Below are 20,687 nucleotides of genomic sequence, written 5' to 3'. Positions count from 1 at the left end.
GAATGAATCATCTCACAAAAACGATTGGATAATACGGTTTGTAGGGACGCAAAAAAAGCAAGTCATTCCGCGGAATGACCTGCCTGATGGATCACAACTATATTACAAACGTGAGCGCCTGTAAGCGGTAGCCGCCAGGATTGCAGTACCGATAGGCAAACAAGCTTCATTAATGTTCAGCTTCGGATGATGCAAACTGTAAGCCAGCTCGGCTCCTTGCTCAGGGCCGGAGCCGAGCCAGAAGAACGAACCGGGAATATGCTGCAGATAACAGGCGAAGTCTTCTCCGATCATCGTCGCGTCAACATCGATTCGCTTATCTGAACCGAGTATCTCATGCGCAACAATCCCGAGTTCATTCGCACAACCCGAATCATTAATCAGTACTGGCGTACGTTCATGAAATTGCAAGCTCCCTACACATCGATGAGCATTTGCCACTTCGGTGACGATTCGGCGAAGCTGCTCGGGAAGCAGCTGGCGAACCTTCGGTGAGAATGTCCGAACCGTTCCTTGAAGCAATGCTCTTCCAGGAATTACATTACCTGCATTCCCGGCGACGAAGCTCCCTATCGTGACTACTACCGGCTCGAAAGGCGATATCTCGCGGCTGACAATTGTCTGGAGTGCGCTAACGACCGCTGCCCCAGCAACGATCGGATCGACGCATTGATCAGGAACAGCACCATGCCCTCCCTTACCATCGATCTCAATCACGATTAAGTCGGATGAGCCCATCATCGGCCCCGAGCTTATCCCGACTCTCCCTGCTGACAATGTAGGCAGATTGTGGAGACCATAGATCTCATCCACTCCATCCAATGCCCCGTCATTAATCAAGCATTGAGCGCCAAGTCCTACCTCTTCCGCACATTGAAACAGCAAACGGACTGTCCCGGCAAGAGTTGGCTGTGCTTGAGCAAGAAGCTTCGCTGCGCCAACTAACATCGATGTATGAGCATCGTGGCCGCAGGCATGCATGACACCTGGACGAATGGAAGCGAATTCGAATCCAGTCTCTTCCTCGATCGGCAAAGCATCCATATCGGCTCGCAATGCAATCGTCCGGCCCGGCTCTGTCCCTACCAAATCGGCGATAATCCCATGACCGCCGACACCAGTACGTACGCTGTAGCCTAGCTGCCTAAGCTTCACGGCCACTCTGCCGGCTGTCTCCGCCTCGTGGAAGCTCAGCTCCGGATAAGTATGCAGCTCCCTGCGGAATGCGATGAGCTCTTCCTTGATGCCGTTAGCCCCGTTCAGAAAATCATTCGATGACCACACCATTTTTCGCATCCTTTACTAAGTGGTTCCCACGAACTAATCCCACTGCCGCTTCACGAATTAAACCTTCAATGTCTCCGTGGAACGGACTAGGCAGTCCAAAATATTGGATCGACTCCCAAGGCTCGTAGCCGCCTTCGATCAACTGAGCAGCAGTCGGAATATAGGCGATCACCCCATTGCTATAGGCCAGAGGTAATACTGCATCAGGAAACTGTTCCTTCAGGTAGAGCCCGTATTGAACGACGACTTCTCCGTTCAACGCCACGAGCTCCAATCCTTCAGCCAGCTTCATATATGTCAATTGCATAGGCATATACGAACGGTCTTCCGGCGATTGCTCCAGCCATTTACGGTGCATTTCTCCATCGAAACCAGGAAGGTCAGAGCCTGCTCGGAGAGTCGCTTCATCAGGTACAATCTGGTAAGGCAAGCGAATATTCGTTTCCCTTACTTCAACAGGACATAGCGCTAATGCTTGTGCATCCCTCTTACATATAGCCAGCACTTCATCACTAAGCGCCTCTCCCAATCGCCGAACATCGCTATCGTCACCGCGAACAAACTCCCCGTTCTCGGACGTCAGATTAGGACGAATGTCGCCGCAGCAGCCTTGTAGAAATGTAGCAATTACACCTCCGCCTAAAGCCTTTTCAACCTGCTCCATCGCCACCCCTGGAAATTCAGAGTTCACAAGATTATCACCGGTAGTAGTTGGGTGACAGGTGAAATGAACGAATAAGCCTTTTGCCATACCGTCACTAACTCGATTGAAGGTAATCACCGTAACCTCTTGGTCATTCGGTCCATCTGGATTCGGAGCCATGACAATTTGTCCATTCACCGCTTTGCGTCGGTGAATCCCGATCGAACAGCTTCCTAACCCTTTTGCAGCCTGGACTGGCTCCAAGTTAGAGTATGCTTCCTCGACCGCCTGCAGAAGTCGAGACTCAACTAAACTGGAATAGTCTGCATCGATTTGACTCGATACTATTCCTCCGCGCATGTGAGGACCGCTATGAGTATGTGTAGCATTGTAGATGACCGAAGCCCCTGCTAAACCGTACCTGGCTTCAATCTCTCTGGCAAAGACCGGGACAACATCAGCTGCGATCGCAATGAGGTCAGCCTGCACCACTAATGTTCTAACTGCTGCACCGGTCGAAGAATCTACCTGTTGAAAGAACGAAACCTTTACATACAGAGGTCTTGTAATCCCCTCGAAGGATCCCTTTCTGAATGCAAATCCAGATAGCGGCACCGGTACCAACGGCGTAATCTCAACCTTTGCAACGCCTAATGCTAATTCATATCCCATCGCAATCCGCTCCTTTACCGTCATAAACTCACAATTGTGTATCGGCGGTTATCTCTTTCTAGATTATAATCCTTTTTTGAATATCCTACTATTTATTATCCTTATATCGAATCGAGCTTTTATTAGCGAACCTGAGGTACATCCAGCCACACACTTCCTAACTCAACAGATTGCTGAGCTATTAATCCTGGCAAAGTATATTCCATGGCCCGATACACGTCAATGGGAGACGGTTTGTGCCCTTCTAATGCATCAATAAAATCCCGCAGCAAATAATACTCCGTCGTACCGTGACCTCCACGCCTCGCCTCTTCAGATGCAGATTCATCACTAACAGGACATAGGATCGGCAATGCGCCTTTAGCATAAAGAGGATCACCTTGAAGATAGAGGCTTCCCTGCTTACCTTGGTCTGCCCCTCGCCCATTCTCGATCTGCCCATTGGATCCATATACGGAGTAGAAATGGTGGCCTGGGTGTTTGGCTGCCACCGAGCTCCGGAGCAGTTTGATGGTTGCCCCGTTGGCCGTCTCAAGCAGAGCGACCTGTATATCTATGCATCCCACTCTGCCATCCGGTACGATCGTCTTGGATTGCCCGACTCCCATAGCACGAACGACACGATCATCCAGCATATTCAAGATCGGCCCTAACGAATGGGAACAATAGTGCAAGGGTGCACGTTCATCTCTCCAATATCGCTTACCCGTAACCGGATCTATGATGCGATCACGGATTTCATGTACATACTCACACTCCGCATAGAAAATCTGTCCAAGCTTCCCGCTCTGAGCAAGGCGATTCCACTCCTGGAAAAAGTGAAAGTATACCGTGTTCTCAGCCATCATGTAAGTCAGACCAGTCCGTTCGACTGCTTCCACAATACGAAAGCAATCCTCAACTGTGTTGGCTGCCGTTACCTCGCATAACACATGCTTGCCTGCTTCCAGCGCCTGTACGGTATGTTCGGCATGAAACGGGACCGGAGAGCCGATCATCACAAAATCAGTATCCGCTTCAAGAAAAGCCTCATAGTCCGTAAACCGTGCGGCATGAGCAATCCCGAGCTCGTCGCCGTCTTTTGCAAGCACCTCTGAATCTCTGTCACAAACTGCGGTGACCTCCACTTGCGGATGATGCATATAGGCTGCGGAACGTCTGGAACCGCCTAATCCGACTAATCCCATTTTCCAAGTCTTTGCCATTTCTTGCCCTCCTTGTTTCACTTACAGAGTATGATGTTTGATGCTTATTTTATTATGAAGGCTCTGGATTGCTTTGGACACACTGCCTGCCAGCTCCGAATCCTCCAAGTAATGCGCTGTTACAATATCGATAGGACGGCCTGTCAGTTGAAGAAGTAGATGTCTCACTTGCGGGATGAAAAGATCATGATCTCGCAATATAGTCCCTCCGACAATGAATTGCTCGGGATCAAAGATTGATTGTATATTCGCTAGCAGGCAGGCTATCTTCATCTGATCTTCCTCTACAAATCGGCGTGCAGTCTGATCCCCTTTTCTTGCTGCCTGCAGAATCTCTTCCTTGCCGAGTGCGACTAACCACCGCTCCAAGTACCCCCCCTCTGGGCGATACCCGTTCGCAAGTTGCTTGGATGAATCGATGATCATATCGCCAATTTCACTCGCCGCGAATTTGGCCCCTCGATACACTTGTCCTTCAATCATAATGCCCAAGCCGACCATAGCCCCCAATGTAACGAACACTATGCTTTGAGGCTGTTTCTCTAACACTTCCGCTTCACCCAATACCCCCATGTATACATCATTATCAATAAAAACGGGGGCTTCTAACAGACTCTCTATTTGTTCTTTGAACTGCGTGCCTTTCACAAAAGGGAAGAATCGGGCATTCATTACTTCACCTGCTAGCGGATTCACGATCCCCGAAAAAGCAATGCCGACAGCTGATAAATCACCCTTCGCAAGACCTGCTGCTCTCAATAGCTCCTCTGCGTGTTCCTTTATCAAGGAAACAAGCACATCCAGGGAGTCCGGGGATTGGAAAGAACTGCGTTGAAGAAAAGCTTTCATATTGTTCGCTAATACGATTTTGACTGTTGGGTAAGCGACATGGATCCCAATCACATAAGCCCCTCTGGAATTAATCTGCAAATAAATGGGGCGTTTCCCGCCGTTAGAAGGACCCTGCCCTACTTCAATAATCGACTGTTCAGCGAGCAAATCGGATACAAGCTTGGAAACCGTGGGACGGCTCATATTCAATCGTTTGGCAAGCTCGGATCTTGATAATGGGCCATCTCGACGAACCATCTCGACAATGATCCCAGTGTTGATCTGTTTCAACAGCTCCGGTTTGCCGGAAATCATGCTTCACACCACTCAAGCATCGCTTGAATGTACACATTGGCAAGCTGACGGAGACTTTCTATCTCGACATATTCATCTGAGGAATGCGCGTTCTGCCCTGTTGGTCCCAGAATGACGGCCGGTGTATTGGAGTAAACATTGAATATGAAAGCGTCGCAGGCAAAAGGAGCCATCTCAGGCTTGATGCTCTTGCCGCCGCCTGTAGATTGGGATACAAGCTTGGTCAAGAGAGGAGTTAGCTCCGTATGAGCCATCGTACCTGGGATACAACGGGTAATTTGCTCCCACTGAACCGTATAAGGCAGCATTGCGGGCTCTTTGCATAACTCTCGGATCCGGTTTCCGAACGATTGCTCCATATCCTCTAGAGATTGACCAGGGTAACATTCAAGCCAAATCTCAAGAAAACAGGTTTCCGGTATCCCATCCGCTTCTCCAGGCTCAAAATCTCCAGCTTTAACAAAAGATAACACTACATTCGGTTTGGTGCTCGGTGTTGGTCCTGGTGTACCGGGTGGAGCATCACCCAACTCGTTATGATAACGCTCGATCTCATTGATGATACGGGCAAGTCCATAGATCGGGTTAGAGAGCTGCTCCCCGCCGAACCCCATTCCGCCCTTCCCATGTACCGTGATGCGCCATGTTACACCTCCAAGATGAGAGGGGCATACTGTCATATTCGTAGGTTCAGGGATGATTGCAGCATCAGCTTGCAGTCCCCTTAGACGGGCAGCAAGTGTACCGTTGGCACCGCCCATTTCTTCATCCACGACGCTCTCGAAATATAGATCTCCCTTTAGCTTCACACCGTGCTCCTTCAAATAATGAAAAGCGAACAATACAGCAGCCATTCCGCCCTTCATATCGTTAGAGCCTCTGCCGTATAGATGATTCCCTTCGACCACTGGGGTGAAAGGTGCATATTTCCCCCCGTGGCTGCCTATGACTACATCTGCATGAATAGAGAAAAGCAGGGATTTTCCGCCTCCGCTCCCTATCTTATAAGCATGCAAATTCGGCCGATTCGTATAGTCTCTGCCAGGCCAATAGGCGGGATGCTCACTTAAACCTTCCACGGATTCCAGATCATAGAGTTCACCGCCAAAATCAAGCTTTTCCAGTTGTTGCAGCAAGTATTGCTGAACCGGCTTCTCCATCCCGTATGGCGGGCTATTCTCGCTCGGAATTGCAATCAAATCACTAGCTAGCTTAATGAGCAATTGTTGCTGCCCACGGGTCCATGTGTCGATCTGTACATTTCGATCCAATTCCATCACCTCATTCTCTTCGTCTAAATTGTTCCATCTGTACCCAGGATTTGTTATCTCAGTATCTTTGTAAACTTTACTAACTAACTTAACAGCATTGGGTATTCTTTTTATAATAATTGGATATTCCGATCGTTTATCTAACTTTTCCTCTTCCTGCGATTGGCCATATTCCTACGATTTCATCTTGCCGTACTGCAGCAACTTCATCCATCATATTGATAACGGCACAGCAATGAACGGGAATAATGTCTAACGTGTCCCCCACCTCTAATCCTTGCTCCTCAGGGGATAGACGCAGCATGCCGTGTTCCTCTGTGAACCATTCAACCGTGATACCCGGATGCCCTACTACCAAGCCTCTTCCTGTCCCTAACGGGGAATCTTCTCCATCCATCGTGAATACTTTGGTGCCAGCATCTACTACAGCGCGATCTGGCTCGGGCCGACTCACAATCGTGACCTTGACCGTCAGTGCGCAATCCGCAAGCTTGTGGGCTCCGATCTTGACCTGCATAAGATCGCCAAAAATGTAAGTCCCGGGACGCACTTCCGTAACGCCATCTACTAAAGCGGTGTACCTGGCTGACGGAGTTGACCCTGCACTAACCGTATCAACGAGAAGTCCATGCTTATGGAACAGGTCTGCCGTCTCCACGATGGTCGAGCCTTCATCATTGCTTATTCCTTTCAGAATGGCTTCATCCGGAGCATCATATGAATGTCCTGCGAATGTAAGCAGGCCTTTTAGCTTAATTCCTGGCAATTCATTGATTTGAAGAGCCAGATCTAAGGCTGGCTGGCCCGGTTGAATTCCTACACGCTTGAAGCCGCAATCGATCTCAATAAGGACAGCAATTGTTGTACCTTCTTGTGCGGACATCTCGGAAATCGCTTCTGCTACTACCAGACTATCCACTGCTACAGTTATAGAAGCTTGCTTTGCGAGCTTTACCAATCGTTCTACTTTGGAGGCTCCTACAATAGGATAGGCGATCAGAATATCCTTAATTCCGCCTTCGACCATTGCTTCTGCCTCTCCAACCTTCGCAACCGTAATTCCGATTGCTCCAGCATCCAGCTGCATTTGTGCGAACTGAGGCATTTTATGCGTTTTACCGTGCGGTCTAAGACCTACTCCAGCCGCATTCGCAACTGCCTGCATATTGGCAATATTGCGCTCCACGATATCCAGATCTAACACTATAAAAGGTGTATCCAAGTTGTGTTTATTCATATAAGCTTGGCTTCCTCCCTTGTCAGAATGTTAATTGTCCCCCGTCCACTACGAGTGATTCACCTGTAATGAAAGCGGCGTCATCGGATGCCAGAAAAGCAAATACGCCAGCAATATCAGCGGTCTTACCTGCTCGACCTAGAGGGATTTTGGTGCGAATGTATTCGGCGGCTTTTTCATCATCATCAATCGCTTCTGACATCGGAGTGCGAATATATCCCGGGCATACCGCATTTACCCGAATGCCTTTGCTGCCAAGCTCAATCGCCATCGTCTTGGTAAGCAGCACAACTCCACCTTTGGAAGCATTGTAATGAGCATAATTGGCTTCTCCTACGATCCCGTTAGTGGATGCCATATTCAGAATGACACCGCCCGTATTCTGAGCCACCATCTGACGTGAAGCTCTTTGGGCTACCAAGAACATTCCGTTCAGGTTGACGTCAATCATTTTGCGCCAGTTGGATTCCTCGATATCTAGAAAAGGCTCTTCCCACGCAATGCCTGCATTATTAACGACAATATCAATTTTGCCAAAAGCTGCAACCGTCTTATCAATCGCCTGCTGCACTTGTTCGGAGTTTGATACATCCGTCTGGATCGAGATTACTGGATATCCTGACGCTCGAAACTCAGATTCTGTCTGGCTCAAATCCTGCAGAACATTCGATACAAGAGCAACCGACGCTCCTTCTGATGCGAATCGCTCTGCTGTTGCTTTCCCAATCCCTCGTCCAGCGCCTGTGACAAGCACGACCTGACCCACGAATCTATTCATCGGTTCCACTCCCTTGGTTGGATACATTACTTAAGCACGCAATGGCATCAATTTCTACTAAAATGTTGTCCAATCCTGCTTCCACACACGTTCTAGCAGGCATGGGGGCCTGAAAATATCGTGTGTAAACCTCATTAAATCGGCTGAAATCGCTCATATGCTCCAGATACACCGTTACCTGAACGACATCATCCATCGAGGAGCCTGCCGCCTCCAGAATAAGTTGTATGTTCCTCAGTGTAAGATCAGCCTGTTCTTCAATCGTGTTTCCTACAATGTTGCCTGTCCCCGCTTCAAGCGGTCCTTGACCTGAGACGAAGACGAACCCGTTGGCTATTATAGCTTGTGAGTAGGGGCCGTCACCTGCTGAAGCAAGCGGTGCATGAACGCTTTTTCTCATTTTACGATCACCTCATTTTCAATAGTTCAAAAACAATTGCGATATTACAAAAACTTACGAGTTCAATATAACATCACACTCAAATAAGCGTCAATGCTGAATAAACCAGAAAAACCCCCAGAGATGATTCTCCAGAGGTACATGCCGGTTGAATTCAATCAGGCACTCAAACTTCCCGATTCCAATCAAATCCTATTTCACGCAGAAAAGCACGAGCTAGTATCATATGGCCCGTTAACGAAGGATGGACACGATCCCAGGCTAATTCAGCATTATAGCGTTGGGAGAGAATAAACTGGAAGGCCGCTTGTGTATCTATGAACAACGTCCCGTATTTCTCGGCAGTCCTGCGCACAACCGCACCGTATTGATCCATTAAACTGCGCATTGCATCATTCTCATTGGCTTCCAGGAAGTAAGGCGTCATTAATATAAGCCCCTTCAGACCAGGCAATGTCTGACTGACCAGCTTCTCCAACGTCGCTTCATATTCCTCCAACAGTACATGCGTCTCCGTTAATAAAGGCTGATCGAACTGTCGCCACACATCATTAATCCCGATCATGATCGACAGCCAATCCGGTTTCAATGCAAGCACATCGGCAGTCCATCGATCCTTCAAGTTCCGGACCGTGTCGCCGCTCGTTCCCATGTTGACCACACGAATTCCCAGATCCGGATAAACGGACTGAATAAGTGCGTTGACCTCTGCAACATAACCTCTCCCTAATGCTTCCCCTCTGCCCTCGCCTACTGGTCTAACCCGTCCAACATCTGTAATCGAATCACCGATCATAAGCAGTTTTGCACCTTGCTGCAGCTTCATCTAACACCCTCCCGAATAAATATGTATGTATGATTCAATTACTCCTTCGCTTCTTCTAGGATGACGTTATTATTATAGCTCTCCCGCTTAGCTTTTGTTTAGCATTATTTTTACCCCTCTAGACGCAAGCCCAATACATATAGGCGATCGCCACATAGGATAGGGAGAACAGATTAAGCAGAGAGGGGAAGCAACATGTATAACCCACAACCATTTCCTTTTCCATTCCCATTACCAACACCTTCGCTGCCATCACCTCCCTATATACCTGGCGGAGGCGAAGGTCAAATCCAACAAAAAGCTAGAAGCCTAATCGGACAACCAGTTGGGATCTCACTCCGAAATGGAACAGGCGTTGCCGGTGTAATCTGCCGAGTTCAACGTGGAGAAGTTTATGTTATGCAATATTTGTACCAAAAGCAGTTCGCAACGTTTCACTATCCGTTCAATCAAATTCAAGATATCAACCCATACCCGAGCTGCCAACAATACGGGCCTTATTATTGATCGCACGACAAAAATCCGGATTCGGTCTCTTAGGAGATCGATCCGGATTATGAATATTGCGTGAGTTTATTATTAACTATCCATTATGTTCCGCATAAAGCCTGCTCGTCTCGCTCCATGATTCGCCTGGTTGCAAAAGCACTAAGCCCGTTTGGTCCCGCGGCAAGCTTAGATTCGGCGCGTTCACCATGTTAATCTGCGGCTCTGGACAGAAGAACCTGCCTGCTGCGTCATTATTCCAAATCATCCACTGCTTGTAGCCAAGTCCGGCATCGTAGACGAAGCGGACTCCTTCACGCCTGTCTGTGATTACCATCCGATTGCCGCCTGCGCCCGGCACAGCGTTATAGTGATTATCCATTGGCTCGGTGAAGGGGGAAGCGCCTCTTTCTTCCTGTTTGAAGCTCCGTTCGAACTCGGACAAGGGTTGCGTGTGCCCTGTTGGCAGCATGCGATTATCCAGTTCCCAACGGTTGCCAATAGTCATGGAGAATGTAATATCATCTGCTGTACTTCCTTGTGCAAACGGTGCATTAACCGCAGTATGGAAACCAAGCATACAAGGCATCGGTTTATCGCTTAGATTATCCACTGTAATCTGGAGTCTAAGACCCGCTTCTGATAGAGCATACAATACTGCTATTCGGAAGTGATGAGGGAACCAGGAATAGGATGAATCCGATTCGGAACGAGTGAAGGTGAACAATGCAAAGCTTTCCTCTTCATCTTGGCCAATCTCAACTGTTTCCCAAGGCTGGTCATAACATAATCCATGCAAGTGATTCCCGCGGTCAGGTTCATTAATTGGAAAGTTATACTTAACGCCCTCAATCTCGAACTGTCCGCCATCATAACGATTGGGAGGGAACAAGATCGGAATGCCATGCACCATTGGCCTAGCTTTGAAGCTGTCCATCTCCTCTAACTCAGGCTCGCGGATGAACTGATAGCCTGTCGTAATGTCACGAAATGCAATCAGATTGGCACCGACACCTGGTAATATAGCTGCTTCATAAGGCCCTGTCTTCAACCAAACTGCCCTTTCACCTTGATAAATCCCTTTGCTTGCTGCTGGATTCATAGTATGTACACTCCTCTAATTCTTTGAGATTGCTCTATGTCTCTACTACACAGATTCATCGTTAATTAATGTTAGTCCGCAGGAAGGGCATACTCGGACATCCTCAAGAACGCGTTGACCGCAAGCCGGGCATGGCTCTGCCTCTGCCTCGTTGCCATGAACGCCATCAACAGGAGAGGGGTCTGATGGTAATTTCCAAGCCTTCTCGCCCGGTGAACCAGAGGACGCAGTAAGAAGCTTCCCCACCGCTACACCATCGATCTCCATAACCTGCAGCTCCTCCGTCGGCAACCATATAATACAGCCGTTCGAGTCACTTAATGCAGCCAGCTGGATCTCACCATGCTCTTCGTTCGGGAACAAATCACCTCCGAAAAAGTTGGAGTTGCTTGAGCTGTAGGCCCCATAACCCGTTCCGATCAACACATAACGAATCCCCGTTTGTTTGTGCAGGACTAGTATTGCCATACAAGCTCTCGCCTCCTATTCATCCCTTTTCCTTACTATGGCTTGTCCAGCCTCATCGAGATAAAGCACCCATCTGGGATCATTCTTCAATTTTACATTATATCTTTTCAGCTGTCCTTCCTCCACTTCAAATGCTGCCCAATCCTCTACCCTCTCTACACCTTGGTCCTGTAGAAAACGGACAAGCTGGTCTGCTGCTTCATCTTCCCAGTCCCAGTACTTCGTACCGTAATAAGTTAACTTGTAGGAATTCGTGAGCATTCCTGTCCAGACTTGACCCGTTTGTTTATTTATCGCGATATATGGCATAGGGTTGGATGCCTCCTCAAAGTGGTATGGGCACAATTCCGTTTGGAATTGTGCCCAGAATTTGCTTACTCGTTACCTATTATAGATATGGGTTCTCATGTTTAGCCTTCAGGATATTCCAACGGCGCTCCACTTCATGATCGAACGATTCCAGCATATCTGCATTTTCCGGCTTCAGCATATGCTTGGTTTTGCCCATGGTCTTGAGCCAATCGATCATTGGAACCTTCTTGTTCTTCTCCTCAGGATTGTAAGTGATCGTCGTTACACCGTGCTCGATCTCATAGAGCGGGAAGAAGCAGCAGTTGACCGCGTGATCTACGATCGTAGTTCCATCCTGATCGTCTGACAGCCAGTTCAGCGGACAAGCAATCAGAATTTTTCCGTATACAAGCCCTTCGTTCTGCGCATACCACTGGGCTTTGGCCGCTTTCTTAACCAAATCCTGCGGGAATGATTCGGATCCCGTGAAGACATACGGGATATGGGTCGCTGCCATGATCTGGGCCGTATCTTTGTGATGGAACACCTTGCCTGCTTGTTTCGATCCCACATTAGATGTAGAGGTACGGTGACCCATAGGAGTAGAGTAGGATAATTGCGCACCTGTATTCATATAGCCTTCATTATCGTACTCAAGAATAATCATCTTATGATTCCGAAGAGCAGCTCCAATGGCCGGGCCCATCCCGATATCCATCCCGCCGTCACCGGTTATCATGACGAAGGTGAAATCTGCTGGCAAGTTGTACTCGTCGAGCTCACCTCTGCGCTTACGCTCCCAGAACATCTCCACAACACCAGACATAGTTGCAGCGCCGTTCTGGAATAAGTTGTGAATGTACGTCGCTTTATGCGCAGAGTAAGGATAGCCAGTCGTTACAACCATCGCACAACCGGTATGGAATAACGCAACGATATCGCCTTCGATTCCTTTGAAGAATAGCTCAAGACCTGAGAATATGCCGCATCCAGGACAAGCACCATGCCCAGGAGCGATCCGCTTGGGCTTCTTCGTCAAGGACCGAAGCGGTGGAATCCGAACGGCAAGCTTACCTGTCTCTTCATCCGGCTTTACCGTAATAAGACCTGTATTCAGCTCTTCATATTTCATTGGATTGAGTACACGCTTTGGTGCTTTCTCAGTCGTGCCTGCAGTATGTCCGTAATAGTCAAACGGCTTCTCTACTTGGCCCTTCTCAACCGCATCGATCGCGAATTGGAACAGACTGTGCCCATCTTCATTATAAAAGTCTTTACCGCCAAGACCGTAAATTCGGCTGATGACCATCGTGCTGATGTTACCTTCCGTGAACAAAGCAGCCTTGATCTCGTTGACCATGTTGCCGCCATGTCCGCCATAAGAATCAGCACGGTCTCCTACAGTTACTGCCCTTACATTCTTCAATGCCTGAGCGATTTGCTTGGCCGGGAATGGACGAATCATGTTGGGGGCGATGGAGCCTGCTTTGATCCCTTTCGCGCGCAGCTGGTCCACGACGTCCTTAATAATCTCGGATGCTGAATTCATCAGGAACACCGCTACTTCTGCATCTTCCATTCTATATAGATCCAGGATTGGATAATCACGGCCCGTTAATTCCAGGTATTCCTGACGGATCCGATCATACACATGCTCGGCATTATACATCGCGACAGACTGTTGATAGCAGTTATTGATATAATCCGGTTCGTTCATATAAGGCCCGACCGTAATCGGGTTGTTCCGGTCCAATGTGTCCGGGTATCCGCGCTGAGGCTGCTCCCCAATGAAGGCGTGTACATCTGCCTTATGCGCGAACGTTTGCACCTTGCGCTTCTGGTGAGAGGTGAAGTAACCGTCAGACGCTACAAGCACAGGCAGGCGTACTTCAGCATCCTCGGCCAGCTTGATCGCCATTATGTTCATATCATATACAGCCTGGGGATCCCGACACATCAGAATCGGCCAACCTGTGTTTAGTGCATAGTATAAGTCCGAATGATCGCCATGAATGTTCAGCGGTCCCGATACGGAGCGGCAAACCAAGTTCATAACCATTGGGAATCGCGTGCCGGACTGCACCGGCATTTGCTCCAACATGTACAAATATCCGTTGGCGCTTGTCGCATTGAAGACACGGCCGCCAGCTGTTGAGGCTCCAAAGCAAACTCCTGCCGAACCATGCTCACCATCGGCTGGAATGAGTACGATATCATGTTGACCGTTCGATTTCATCAGATCGAGGAACTGGGCCACCTCGGTTGAAGGTGAAATCGGGAAATACCCCATGACGTGATAATTAATTTGATGCGCAGCATAAGCGGCCATCTCATTACCGGATTCATATACCATCCGTTGCTCGACTTTGCCTTGTTTCATCTCTTGTTTAATATCAATTGCCACTTTTCTCTACCTCCCCTATGTAACACTGGTTTATTCTCAATTGACAGCCAAATCGAAACGGTGCGGCACTCGATGTTGATCCGCATATCCTTCTTCCTCGCGTTCGCTTGACAGAGCTTCAGTCGGACAAGCTTGTACGCATTTCAAGCAACCTTTGCAATACTGATAATCAATTCCTTGTAGGAACATTTGAGGGCGGCCCTTCTTATCCGCGAGCTCATCCCAGACAAAACAGAAATCCGGACATACGTTGTCACAAGCAGCGCAATGAATGCATTTATCATCATCAAAATGAGGCATCATTCCAGCGCGGGAAATACTGATATCCTTCAATATACTATTCCCGGGGTTCGTAATGGTGCCCCCCATCGGCTGCGTCTCGTACCCAAGTACAGGGGTATCATGACGCAGAAAAGCCGGCATCTGCTGTCCTTCCGGTAATGTGTATGTCTCGAATTTCACTTCGTGGTAGCCCCGGTCGAACGTACGCAGAGCCGGTTGAACGGCTTGAGGATATTTTTTCTCCAGCGACTTGCGAATTACGCCCTTCATCGTCTCAGGATCAAGGAAATCACACTGCCGGAATAACGCTCCAAGCATGGCCATATTGACTCGATTCTTCTCTTCCAGAGCTATGCCGATCGCATCTACTACAGCTATAGTCCCGCCAATCATGTTGAATTTCTCTTTCAATTCTGCTGGTGATTTCGTAGAGTTAACTAGTACAAGACTGTCTTCATAGATACCGCTGACAACGTTTACAGTTTTGGCAAGTGATTCATGAAAAATCCCAACTACATGGGGTCTTTCAACAGGTGAAGTGTCACGAATATTAGTCTCAGGCAGACAAAAACGAATGTGAGCCTTAACGGCTGAGCCCTTCTTCTCGGAACCATACGAAGAAAAGCTAACTCCATTCAAACCTGCCCCAACGACGCCAGATTCTGCTAACATTTTGCCAGCTAGATTGGCTCCAAGTCCTCCAATGGATTCCAGTCGAATCTCAAAGAATCCAAGATCATTCACTTTGGGTAATGTGATCAATGCGGGCGACTCCTCTCAACTGTCCTATTTATGTCTAAAAATAAATCTATCATATCTTTAATACTTTTAATATACCTTTAATATACCTAAAGATGATAAAAAATTAGAATTTTCCTTATAATTGTGAATGTTCAGTGTTTTATTGAGAATGAGTAATATCTAATTGAGAATGAGACTTGTAAGTTTCACTTATCTTTCCCAATCCTACCTCACTATCCAACCTGATCCATGTTTCAAAATGCCTCTTCCCTTCCTGTAAAAGGATGACACGCGCTCCTCTTGGAAAGCCTTCCTTGCCATATGTATTGAACCCCGTTGCTCTTCCATATGCAAGACGGATTCCGTGCAGCTCCCCGATATAATCATTCAGATGATCATGCCCTACAAACGTCCCCATCACATCCCCTTGCTCCAGCATGGCTGTGAATAGACCAGAATTCACTCTGGAGGCGCATACATTTTCTTGCTTGTTGCCCATGCATTCTCCTTGCTCCCATACCTCTTGATACTCGTGCAGCGGAATATGAAAAAATGCAAGACTGGGGAGCGGAACGGTTGAATGCCCTGTCTCTGCTGACAAACGATCCGATTGTTGCTTGTACCATGCAATCTGATCCGTGTGAATCCAATCGTAACCGCCGATATTCTCAGGTGCATAGCTTCCAGAATCGAGGAAATATAATGCGGCAGCGCACTTGTCCGTTTCCTGCGAGCTATGTACGTTCAATACAAAGTTACCTACTCCACTTACTTCAGATGGCCCTGCCTGGGACATGCAATGTGAAAAAGAGGTCAGAATCTCCATTAAACTTTCTCGAGAAGCTTCCCCTTCGGAATCGTGATTACCGAAAACTGCAGCCCACGGAACTTTACTACGGTCAACAGCGGCTACAGCATTGCGCAACGACTCCAGAGGGTTCTGGCAGTAACTGCTATCAATGAGATCCCCGGTAAAAACCACTAGATCAGGCTGTTCGGCTTGCAGAACCCGTTCCATCAAAGCATTTGAGCTCAGATCCTCAGTCTCGCCATTGCGCCAGTGCACATCGGTGAACTGAACGATTTTAAAAGTACGATTGTCGCGAAATTTCAGCTTCGATTTCATCATGAAACGTCTCCCCTGATTGATGTGGATGAATAGATAAACTCATTGTAAAGACGTTTGCGCGAAAAAGAAAGAGATTCACAGCAAGTATTTGCATGCGAATCTCAGAATAAATGTTTAATTATCATAGGCAGGTGCAGCAGCTTCCTTGGGACCATAAAGTTTGGCTTCCTCGCTTAACTTATCCAGTTTCATCCTTTTATTTGAATGTTGTGAATTTGCAGTTGCAGGAGGATAAGTGGTAATGAGTTCTTTGGTATAATCCATTAATGCTTCATAAGCCTGGTAGTATGGAAAGACATTCATGACAACATTGGAAGCACGCGGATCGAGCTGACTCGTATTAGGTTGGAGCACTCTTTCCAAAAGAACAAAAGGTACCCGTTTCCCGTCCAACATCCTTTCTTGAAACCGGATAATTATATCGATTGACCGAATGAGTCGTTTGGCTTCCGGATGAGTCAGATCTGCTTTTTGTAACGCCTTGATCAAATCCCGTATACGCTCTACCATAGTTTCATAGATTCGAAATCGGGAACCCTGACCAGTCTCTGACTTTTTCCCAAGCCAACGGTCTTCCCGTATTAATTGGGACACTGCTTGCCCTTTCTCTATATAATCACGCACCTCATCAAGCTGAGTACGCATCTGCGGCTTGTACGGAGTCATACGCCCATTCTCCAGATCTATGCGAACGTAGTAAAGCAATGTCCGCAGCATAGCTTCCGATTTGCTTAGGAGCACCTCTTCCCGCTCACTGTGAACAGGACGGCGAAGCAGATTCACCACTGTCCCTACAGTCATTCCAATTAGAACAAGAGCAATCTGATGGAATGCGGCGCTCCCGAACAATTCATCAGCCGTTCCCATTGTATTCACGGCCACGATGACGGCTAGCGGCAACGATGCGGTCTGTTTCAATCGGACATGAAGCGCCATGACGAGGAAAGCTACCGCTGCAATGAGCGGAGCGCTGCTCCCGATCAACTCCACCATCGAGATTCCAAGCAAGGCCGCGAATAATGCGCTTGCCAGATTCGTAAGTGAATGCCGGAGTGAGCGATACACGGAAGGTTGAACGGCAAGCATGGATATTATGCCTGCGAAATGGTCAGGCTCAAGTCCGAGAAGTCGGGCAATAGAGATGCTGATCATAATGGAAACGGCTGTTTTTACAACACGTAGACCGACAATCATGCAAGCACCTCCAAGGCTGAGTTATATGTATGTTATGTATTGTAACACATAATATCGGAATTGACTTGAATTTATTATTTTATGTTATTTTATATGACATAATATCAACTTATCTGCAAAAAAAAGACCCGCCTCAGCGAGTCTGACATTTCGAATGTATCTCTTATACTATTGAAGCTTCTGAAGCAGGGCTTCCAGCTCTATTCGCGCTTCGCGGATCGTTGCATCCAATTCTTCGAGGGTTGGAGCAGTCGCGTTCGTGCCATCTACACGCTCTACTACTACAGGCCCGTTGAAACCTCCCGCATGCAGGTAGCGGAACATGGCTCCAAAATCCACATCGCCTTTACCTGGAATAGGAAAATCGTTAACTGCCCGACCGCCTTTATGATCTTTGGCAATGAAGGAAGTAATCTGACTAACAGTCAGCAGCTCCATATCGCGAACAGGATCAATTCCTTCATAAAAATGTACATTTCCCGGATCATAGCTGGCTTTTACGAATGGCGAGCCAATCGAAGCTATCGTCTCAATCAGATGAGAGGCCGTTGCCGTATTCCCTGTGTGAGGCTTGAGCGTAACCGTAATCTCGTATTCCTCGGCAAGCTTGGCAACATTACGGAATTGCTCGGCGAATCGCTCGCTCTTCTCGCGAATCTCCTGCTCTGGCAGCGGGGTATCCGGGAACGCTTGATATCCCCACACGCCAAGTGAGAGCAGCTCAGGGATGCCCAACGCTCGTGCTGTCTCGAAGCGCTGACGGGCTCTTTCGATCGGTTGGTCGGGAGCTAACTGGTTCGTACTGACCAACATAATCGGCTCCACCCCGTACTGATCGAACAAACGCTGCAGCTTGGCGACGGCCTGCGGGTCCTGCTCATCGGGGACGTCGCTTCCTGCATGAGGTAAACCGAACGCGATATAACGGAATCCAGCTTGGGAGATTCCTTGCAGCGAGCGTTCGAATGAATATTTCATGTATGGCAGGGTCATACAAGCCAGTTTGAAGTTCGAGGAGGTAGTGTTCACGACAGCGCTCCTCCTGTCTGTACGAACACTTCACGGCGTTCCTTCAAGGATGTGTAAGCCGCTTCGGATACAGCGATTACCTTCAAACCGTCTTTGAGTGAAATTAGCGGCTCTTGGTCATGGCGGATGCAATCAATGAAATGTTGGTTCAGCTTCACCCACATATCATTTTCCGAGAAGGCGATCCGTTGTTCTGGGTCATTACCAGATTTCAAACGAATCTCGCCGTTGTTGTTCACAACGGTTAAGTTCTCTGTAGCGACACCGGTCATATCATACTCCACACGTGTAATCCAAGGAGTACTGACATGAGCGATACCTCCGTTCTTGAAGCGCAGCGCAACAGTAAAGGCATCTGCAACGCTTCCAGGAGGAAGCAAGTAAGTACCCCCGTACGCGAACACACTTTCAATATCTCCGCACATCCACATGAGCAGGTCGTAATCGTGAGAGCCATGGGAGTAGATTGGTCCTTTTGCCGTTACATCATCGAAGTACCAGCTAGGGGTATCGTAGTGGTGGTCCCTATATTTGTCGTACACTTGTTGATTCGGATCCAGAAAATGCGTGCGCATTGACCAAGCCTGCAGCGGCTTGCCCGCTCCAGCGCTGGACACGGTTTCTTTCATCTTACGGTATCTTGGATCGAAGCGAAGCGGGTACCCAACCATTGCCTTCAACTCAGGATGACGGTCACCTGCCGCAACGATTTCTGCGCCATCGGCCACAGAGGTCGCAAGCGCTTTTTCCAGAAACAAATGCTTGCCTGCATCCAGTACGGCTTTGGAAATATCAACATGCAGATGATCCGGGGTAGCTACCCATACTGCATCAATATCTTGCTTCAATAATTCTTCATACGAATCATACACGGTTGCTCCGACCTCTTTGGCCAAAGCCTCTGCTTTACCTCTTGAACGATTATGAACAGCCGTTACCGATACACCAGGCAATGTATGCAAGGTTCTGCCGTGCAGCGATCCCATGAGACCGCAACCAATAATTCCAACTTTGATGTTCTTCATTAGATTCAATCTCCCTTTGGCTTTGTAGGCTATTTCAGAAAACGAACGGCAGCTTAAGAGATAGGCGCATCCGCTGGGGATACAGGTTTGCCGGCATTTTCAGCTGACTCATACATTGCCCAGATTGTCCGTAATGATTTCATCGCTTCCACTCCGTCTGTATCTGGTTGCGAGCCATTCTCTATGCACTCAAGGAAATGCTCCACTTCATATAATGCATTCGTGCCTTCTTCTTGCTTCAATGGAGGGATCGGACCCACGATCGTGTGTCTGCCTTCGGCATCAACTACATCAATTTGGGACATATTGTCGAGAATAAGAGCCCCCTCAGTAGCATGAATCTGCATAAAGCCCGGACTTTGCTTGTATTTCATCCCCCAGCTCGCCTGCAAGCTAGCTACAATTCCGTTCTCAAATTGTAGAATACTGTGTGAAGTACCTTCTCCCTCCATCCACTCCGTACCTACTCTTGTTCCGAATGAAGCTACCGAAGTTGGGGTTCCGAACAGCCAGATCAACAAATCGACATAGTGACAGCCATGACTGAACATTACACCGCCGCCCAGAGCATCTTTGCGAGAGAACCAGGTTCCCGGCATTGGCGGAAGATAGGCTTGAATCCAAATGTTGCTGCTGAAAGGCTTGCCATACTTTTCGCTTGCCAAAATCTCTTTCAACTCCATAATGGCAGGAAGGAAGCGAACAATGTATGCCATCATAAATGTAGTGCCTTTTGCTTTGGCCGCTTCAATAATTTTAAGACAATCACTTTCGGTGTTAGCTAACGGCTTCTCCAATAAAACATGTTTACCTGCTGCAATAGCCTGAAGTGACTGTGGAGCGTGCAGATGATGAGGAGTTGCTAAGCTGATTGCATCGACATCGTCGATGATCTTGGTCCAATCTGTCGTATAATTACAGCCTAGCTCCTTCGCCACTTTAGCCGCTTTCTCTTCATCGAGATCGACGACCCAACGCAAATCAGCCCGTTCTGACTTGGCATAAGCATAGGCGTGCTGAAGACCCATATTTAACCCTACAACAGCTGCACGAATTTTACTCATAATAATA

At 48.1% G+C, this 20,687-nt stretch carries 20 protein-coding genes; 1 reads left to right on the top strand and 19 read right to left on the bottom strand.

What is annotated here, in order from left to right; genetic code table 11:
• Window positions 1-102: 102 nt before the first annotated feature.
• From AC58QD_RS14080 to AC58QD_RS14040, 9 genes are all read right to left on the bottom strand, one after another.
• The gene (locus tag AC58QD_RS14080; protein WP_497334204.1) at window positions 103-1,287 is read right to left on the bottom strand and encodes a M20 metallopeptidase family protein; all 1,185 of its coding nucleotides are present in this window, start codon (window positions 1,285-1,287) and stop codon (window positions 103-105) included.
• A complete protein-coding gene (locus AC58QD_RS14075; protein WP_497334202.1) occupies window positions 1,268-2,602 on the bottom strand; it encodes a neutral/alkaline non-lysosomal ceramidase N-terminal domain-containing protein in 1,335 nt (444 codons plus the stop codon). The genes AC58QD_RS14080 and AC58QD_RS14075 overlap by 20 nt, the downstream gene beginning before the upstream one ends.
• A gap of 122 nt (window positions 2,603-2,724) precedes the next feature.
• A complete protein-coding gene (locus AC58QD_RS14070; protein WP_497334200.1) occupies window positions 2,725-3,807 on the bottom strand; it encodes a Gfo/Idh/MocA family protein in 1,083 nt (360 codons plus the stop codon).
• Window positions 3,808-3,828: 21 nt separating this feature from the next.
• Window positions 3,829-4,953, bottom strand: a complete 1,125-nt coding sequence (locus AC58QD_RS14065) for an ROK family transcriptional regulator (RefSeq protein ID WP_497334198.1) — start codon at window positions 4,951-4,953, stop codon at window positions 3,829-3,831.
• The gene (locus tag AC58QD_RS14060) at window positions 4,950-6,230 is read right to left on the bottom strand and encodes a M20 family metallopeptidase (protein WP_497334196.1); all 1,281 of its coding nucleotides are present in this window, start codon (window positions 6,228-6,230) and stop codon (window positions 4,950-4,952) included. The genes AC58QD_RS14065 and AC58QD_RS14060 overlap by 4 nt, the downstream gene beginning before the upstream one ends.
• Before the next feature lie 130 nt (window positions 6,231-6,360).
• Window positions 6,361-7,461 carry an alanine racemase gene (locus AC58QD_RS14055; protein ID WP_497334194.1) on the bottom strand — a complete coding sequence of 367 codons (1,101 nt, stop codon included), beginning with the start codon at window positions 7,459-7,461 and terminating at the stop codon, window positions 6,361-6,363.
• Window positions 7,462-7,483: 22 nt separating this feature from the next.
• A complete protein-coding gene (locus AC58QD_RS14050) occupies window positions 7,484-8,239 on the bottom strand; it encodes an SDR family NAD(P)-dependent oxidoreductase (RefSeq protein WP_497334192.1) in 756 nt (251 codons plus the stop codon).
• Window positions 8,232-8,639 carry a Rid family detoxifying hydrolase gene (locus AC58QD_RS14045; protein WP_497334190.1) on the bottom strand — a complete coding sequence of 136 codons (408 nt, stop codon included), beginning with the start codon at window positions 8,637-8,639 and terminating at the stop codon, window positions 8,232-8,234. Before AC58QD_RS14045 ends, AC58QD_RS14050 begins: the two co-directional genes overlap by 8 nt.
• A gap of 166 nt (window positions 8,640-8,805) precedes the next feature.
• Window positions 8,806-9,465, bottom strand: coding sequence for an SGNH/GDSL hydrolase family protein (locus tag AC58QD_RS14040; protein ID WP_497334188.1), 660 nt, complete (start codon window positions 9,463-9,465; stop codon window positions 8,806-8,808).
• Window positions 9,466-9,660: 195 nt separating this feature from the next.
• Here AC58QD_RS14040 and AC58QD_RS14035 point away from each other — a divergent pair, with 195 nt between their 5' ends.
• On the top strand, window positions 9,661-9,972 hold the full coding sequence (locus AC58QD_RS14035; protein ID WP_497334186.1) for a hypothetical protein: 312 nt from the start codon (window positions 9,661-9,663) through the stop codon (window positions 9,970-9,972).
• A gap of 76 nt (window positions 9,973-10,048) precedes the next feature.
• Here the strand turns inward: AC58QD_RS14035 and AC58QD_RS14030 are convergent, their stop codons facing one another.
• From AC58QD_RS14030 to AC58QD_RS13985, 10 genes are all read right to left on the bottom strand, one after another.
• Window positions 10,049-11,053 carry an aldose 1-epimerase gene (locus tag AC58QD_RS14030; RefSeq protein WP_497334184.1) on the bottom strand — a complete coding sequence of 335 codons (1,005 nt, stop codon included), beginning with the start codon at window positions 11,051-11,053 and terminating at the stop codon, window positions 10,049-10,051.
• A 45-nt stretch (window positions 11,054-11,098) separates the two neighbouring features.
• Entirely contained in the window at window positions 11,099-11,521 is a 423-nt protein-coding gene (locus AC58QD_RS14025) for a hypothetical protein (protein WP_497334182.1), read from the bottom strand.
• 15 nt (window positions 11,522-11,536) lie between these two features.
• Window positions 11,537-11,830 carry a hypothetical protein gene (locus tag AC58QD_RS14020; protein ID WP_497334180.1) on the bottom strand — a complete coding sequence of 98 codons (294 nt, stop codon included), beginning with the start codon at window positions 11,828-11,830 and terminating at the stop codon, window positions 11,537-11,539.
• A gap of 79 nt (window positions 11,831-11,909) precedes the next feature.
• Window positions 11,910-14,192, bottom strand: a complete 2,283-nt coding sequence (locus AC58QD_RS14015; protein ID WP_497334539.1) for a thiamine pyrophosphate-dependent enzyme — start codon at window positions 14,190-14,192, stop codon at window positions 11,910-11,912.
• A gap of 60 nt (window positions 14,193-14,252) precedes the next feature.
• Window positions 14,253-15,260: a 2-oxoacid:acceptor oxidoreductase family protein gene (locus AC58QD_RS14010; RefSeq protein WP_497334178.1), complete on the bottom strand. Its 1,008-nt coding sequence runs from the start codon at window positions 15,258-15,260 to the stop codon at window positions 14,253-14,255.
• A gap of 139 nt (window positions 15,261-15,399) precedes the next feature.
• Window positions 15,400-16,368 (bottom strand): metallophosphoesterase family protein, encoded by a 969-nt coding sequence (locus tag AC58QD_RS14005; RefSeq protein ID WP_497334176.1) that lies wholly within the window; start codon window positions 16,366-16,368, stop codon window positions 15,400-15,402.
• A gap of 114 nt (window positions 16,369-16,482) precedes the next feature.
• Window positions 16,483-17,562 carry an FUSC family protein gene (locus tag AC58QD_RS14000; RefSeq protein ID WP_497334174.1) on the bottom strand — a complete coding sequence of 360 codons (1,080 nt, stop codon included), beginning with the start codon at window positions 17,560-17,562 and terminating at the stop codon, window positions 16,483-16,485.
• A gap of 168 nt (window positions 17,563-17,730) precedes the next feature.
• Complete coding sequence (locus tag AC58QD_RS13995) at window positions 17,731-18,591, bottom strand: sugar phosphate isomerase/epimerase family protein (RefSeq protein WP_497334172.1); 861 nt, start codon at window positions 18,589-18,591, stop codon at window positions 17,731-17,733.
• Entirely contained in the window at window positions 18,588-19,625 is a 1,038-nt protein-coding gene (locus tag AC58QD_RS13990) for a Gfo/Idh/MocA family protein (protein WP_497334170.1), read from the bottom strand. Before AC58QD_RS13990 ends, AC58QD_RS13995 begins: the two co-directional genes overlap by 4 nt.
• A gap of 44 nt (window positions 19,626-19,669) precedes the next feature.
• Window positions 19,670-20,680, bottom strand: coding sequence for a Gfo/Idh/MocA family protein (locus AC58QD_RS13985; protein ID WP_497334168.1), 1,011 nt, complete (start codon window positions 20,678-20,680; stop codon window positions 19,670-19,672).
• Window positions 20,681-20,687 lie beyond the last annotated feature (7 nt).

This window comes from Paenibacillus sp. J2R1T-4, assembly GCF_059692235.1.
The sequence above is the reverse complement of the archived record's forward strand: the minus strand, read 5'-3'. Positions and strand labels throughout refer to the sequence as shown.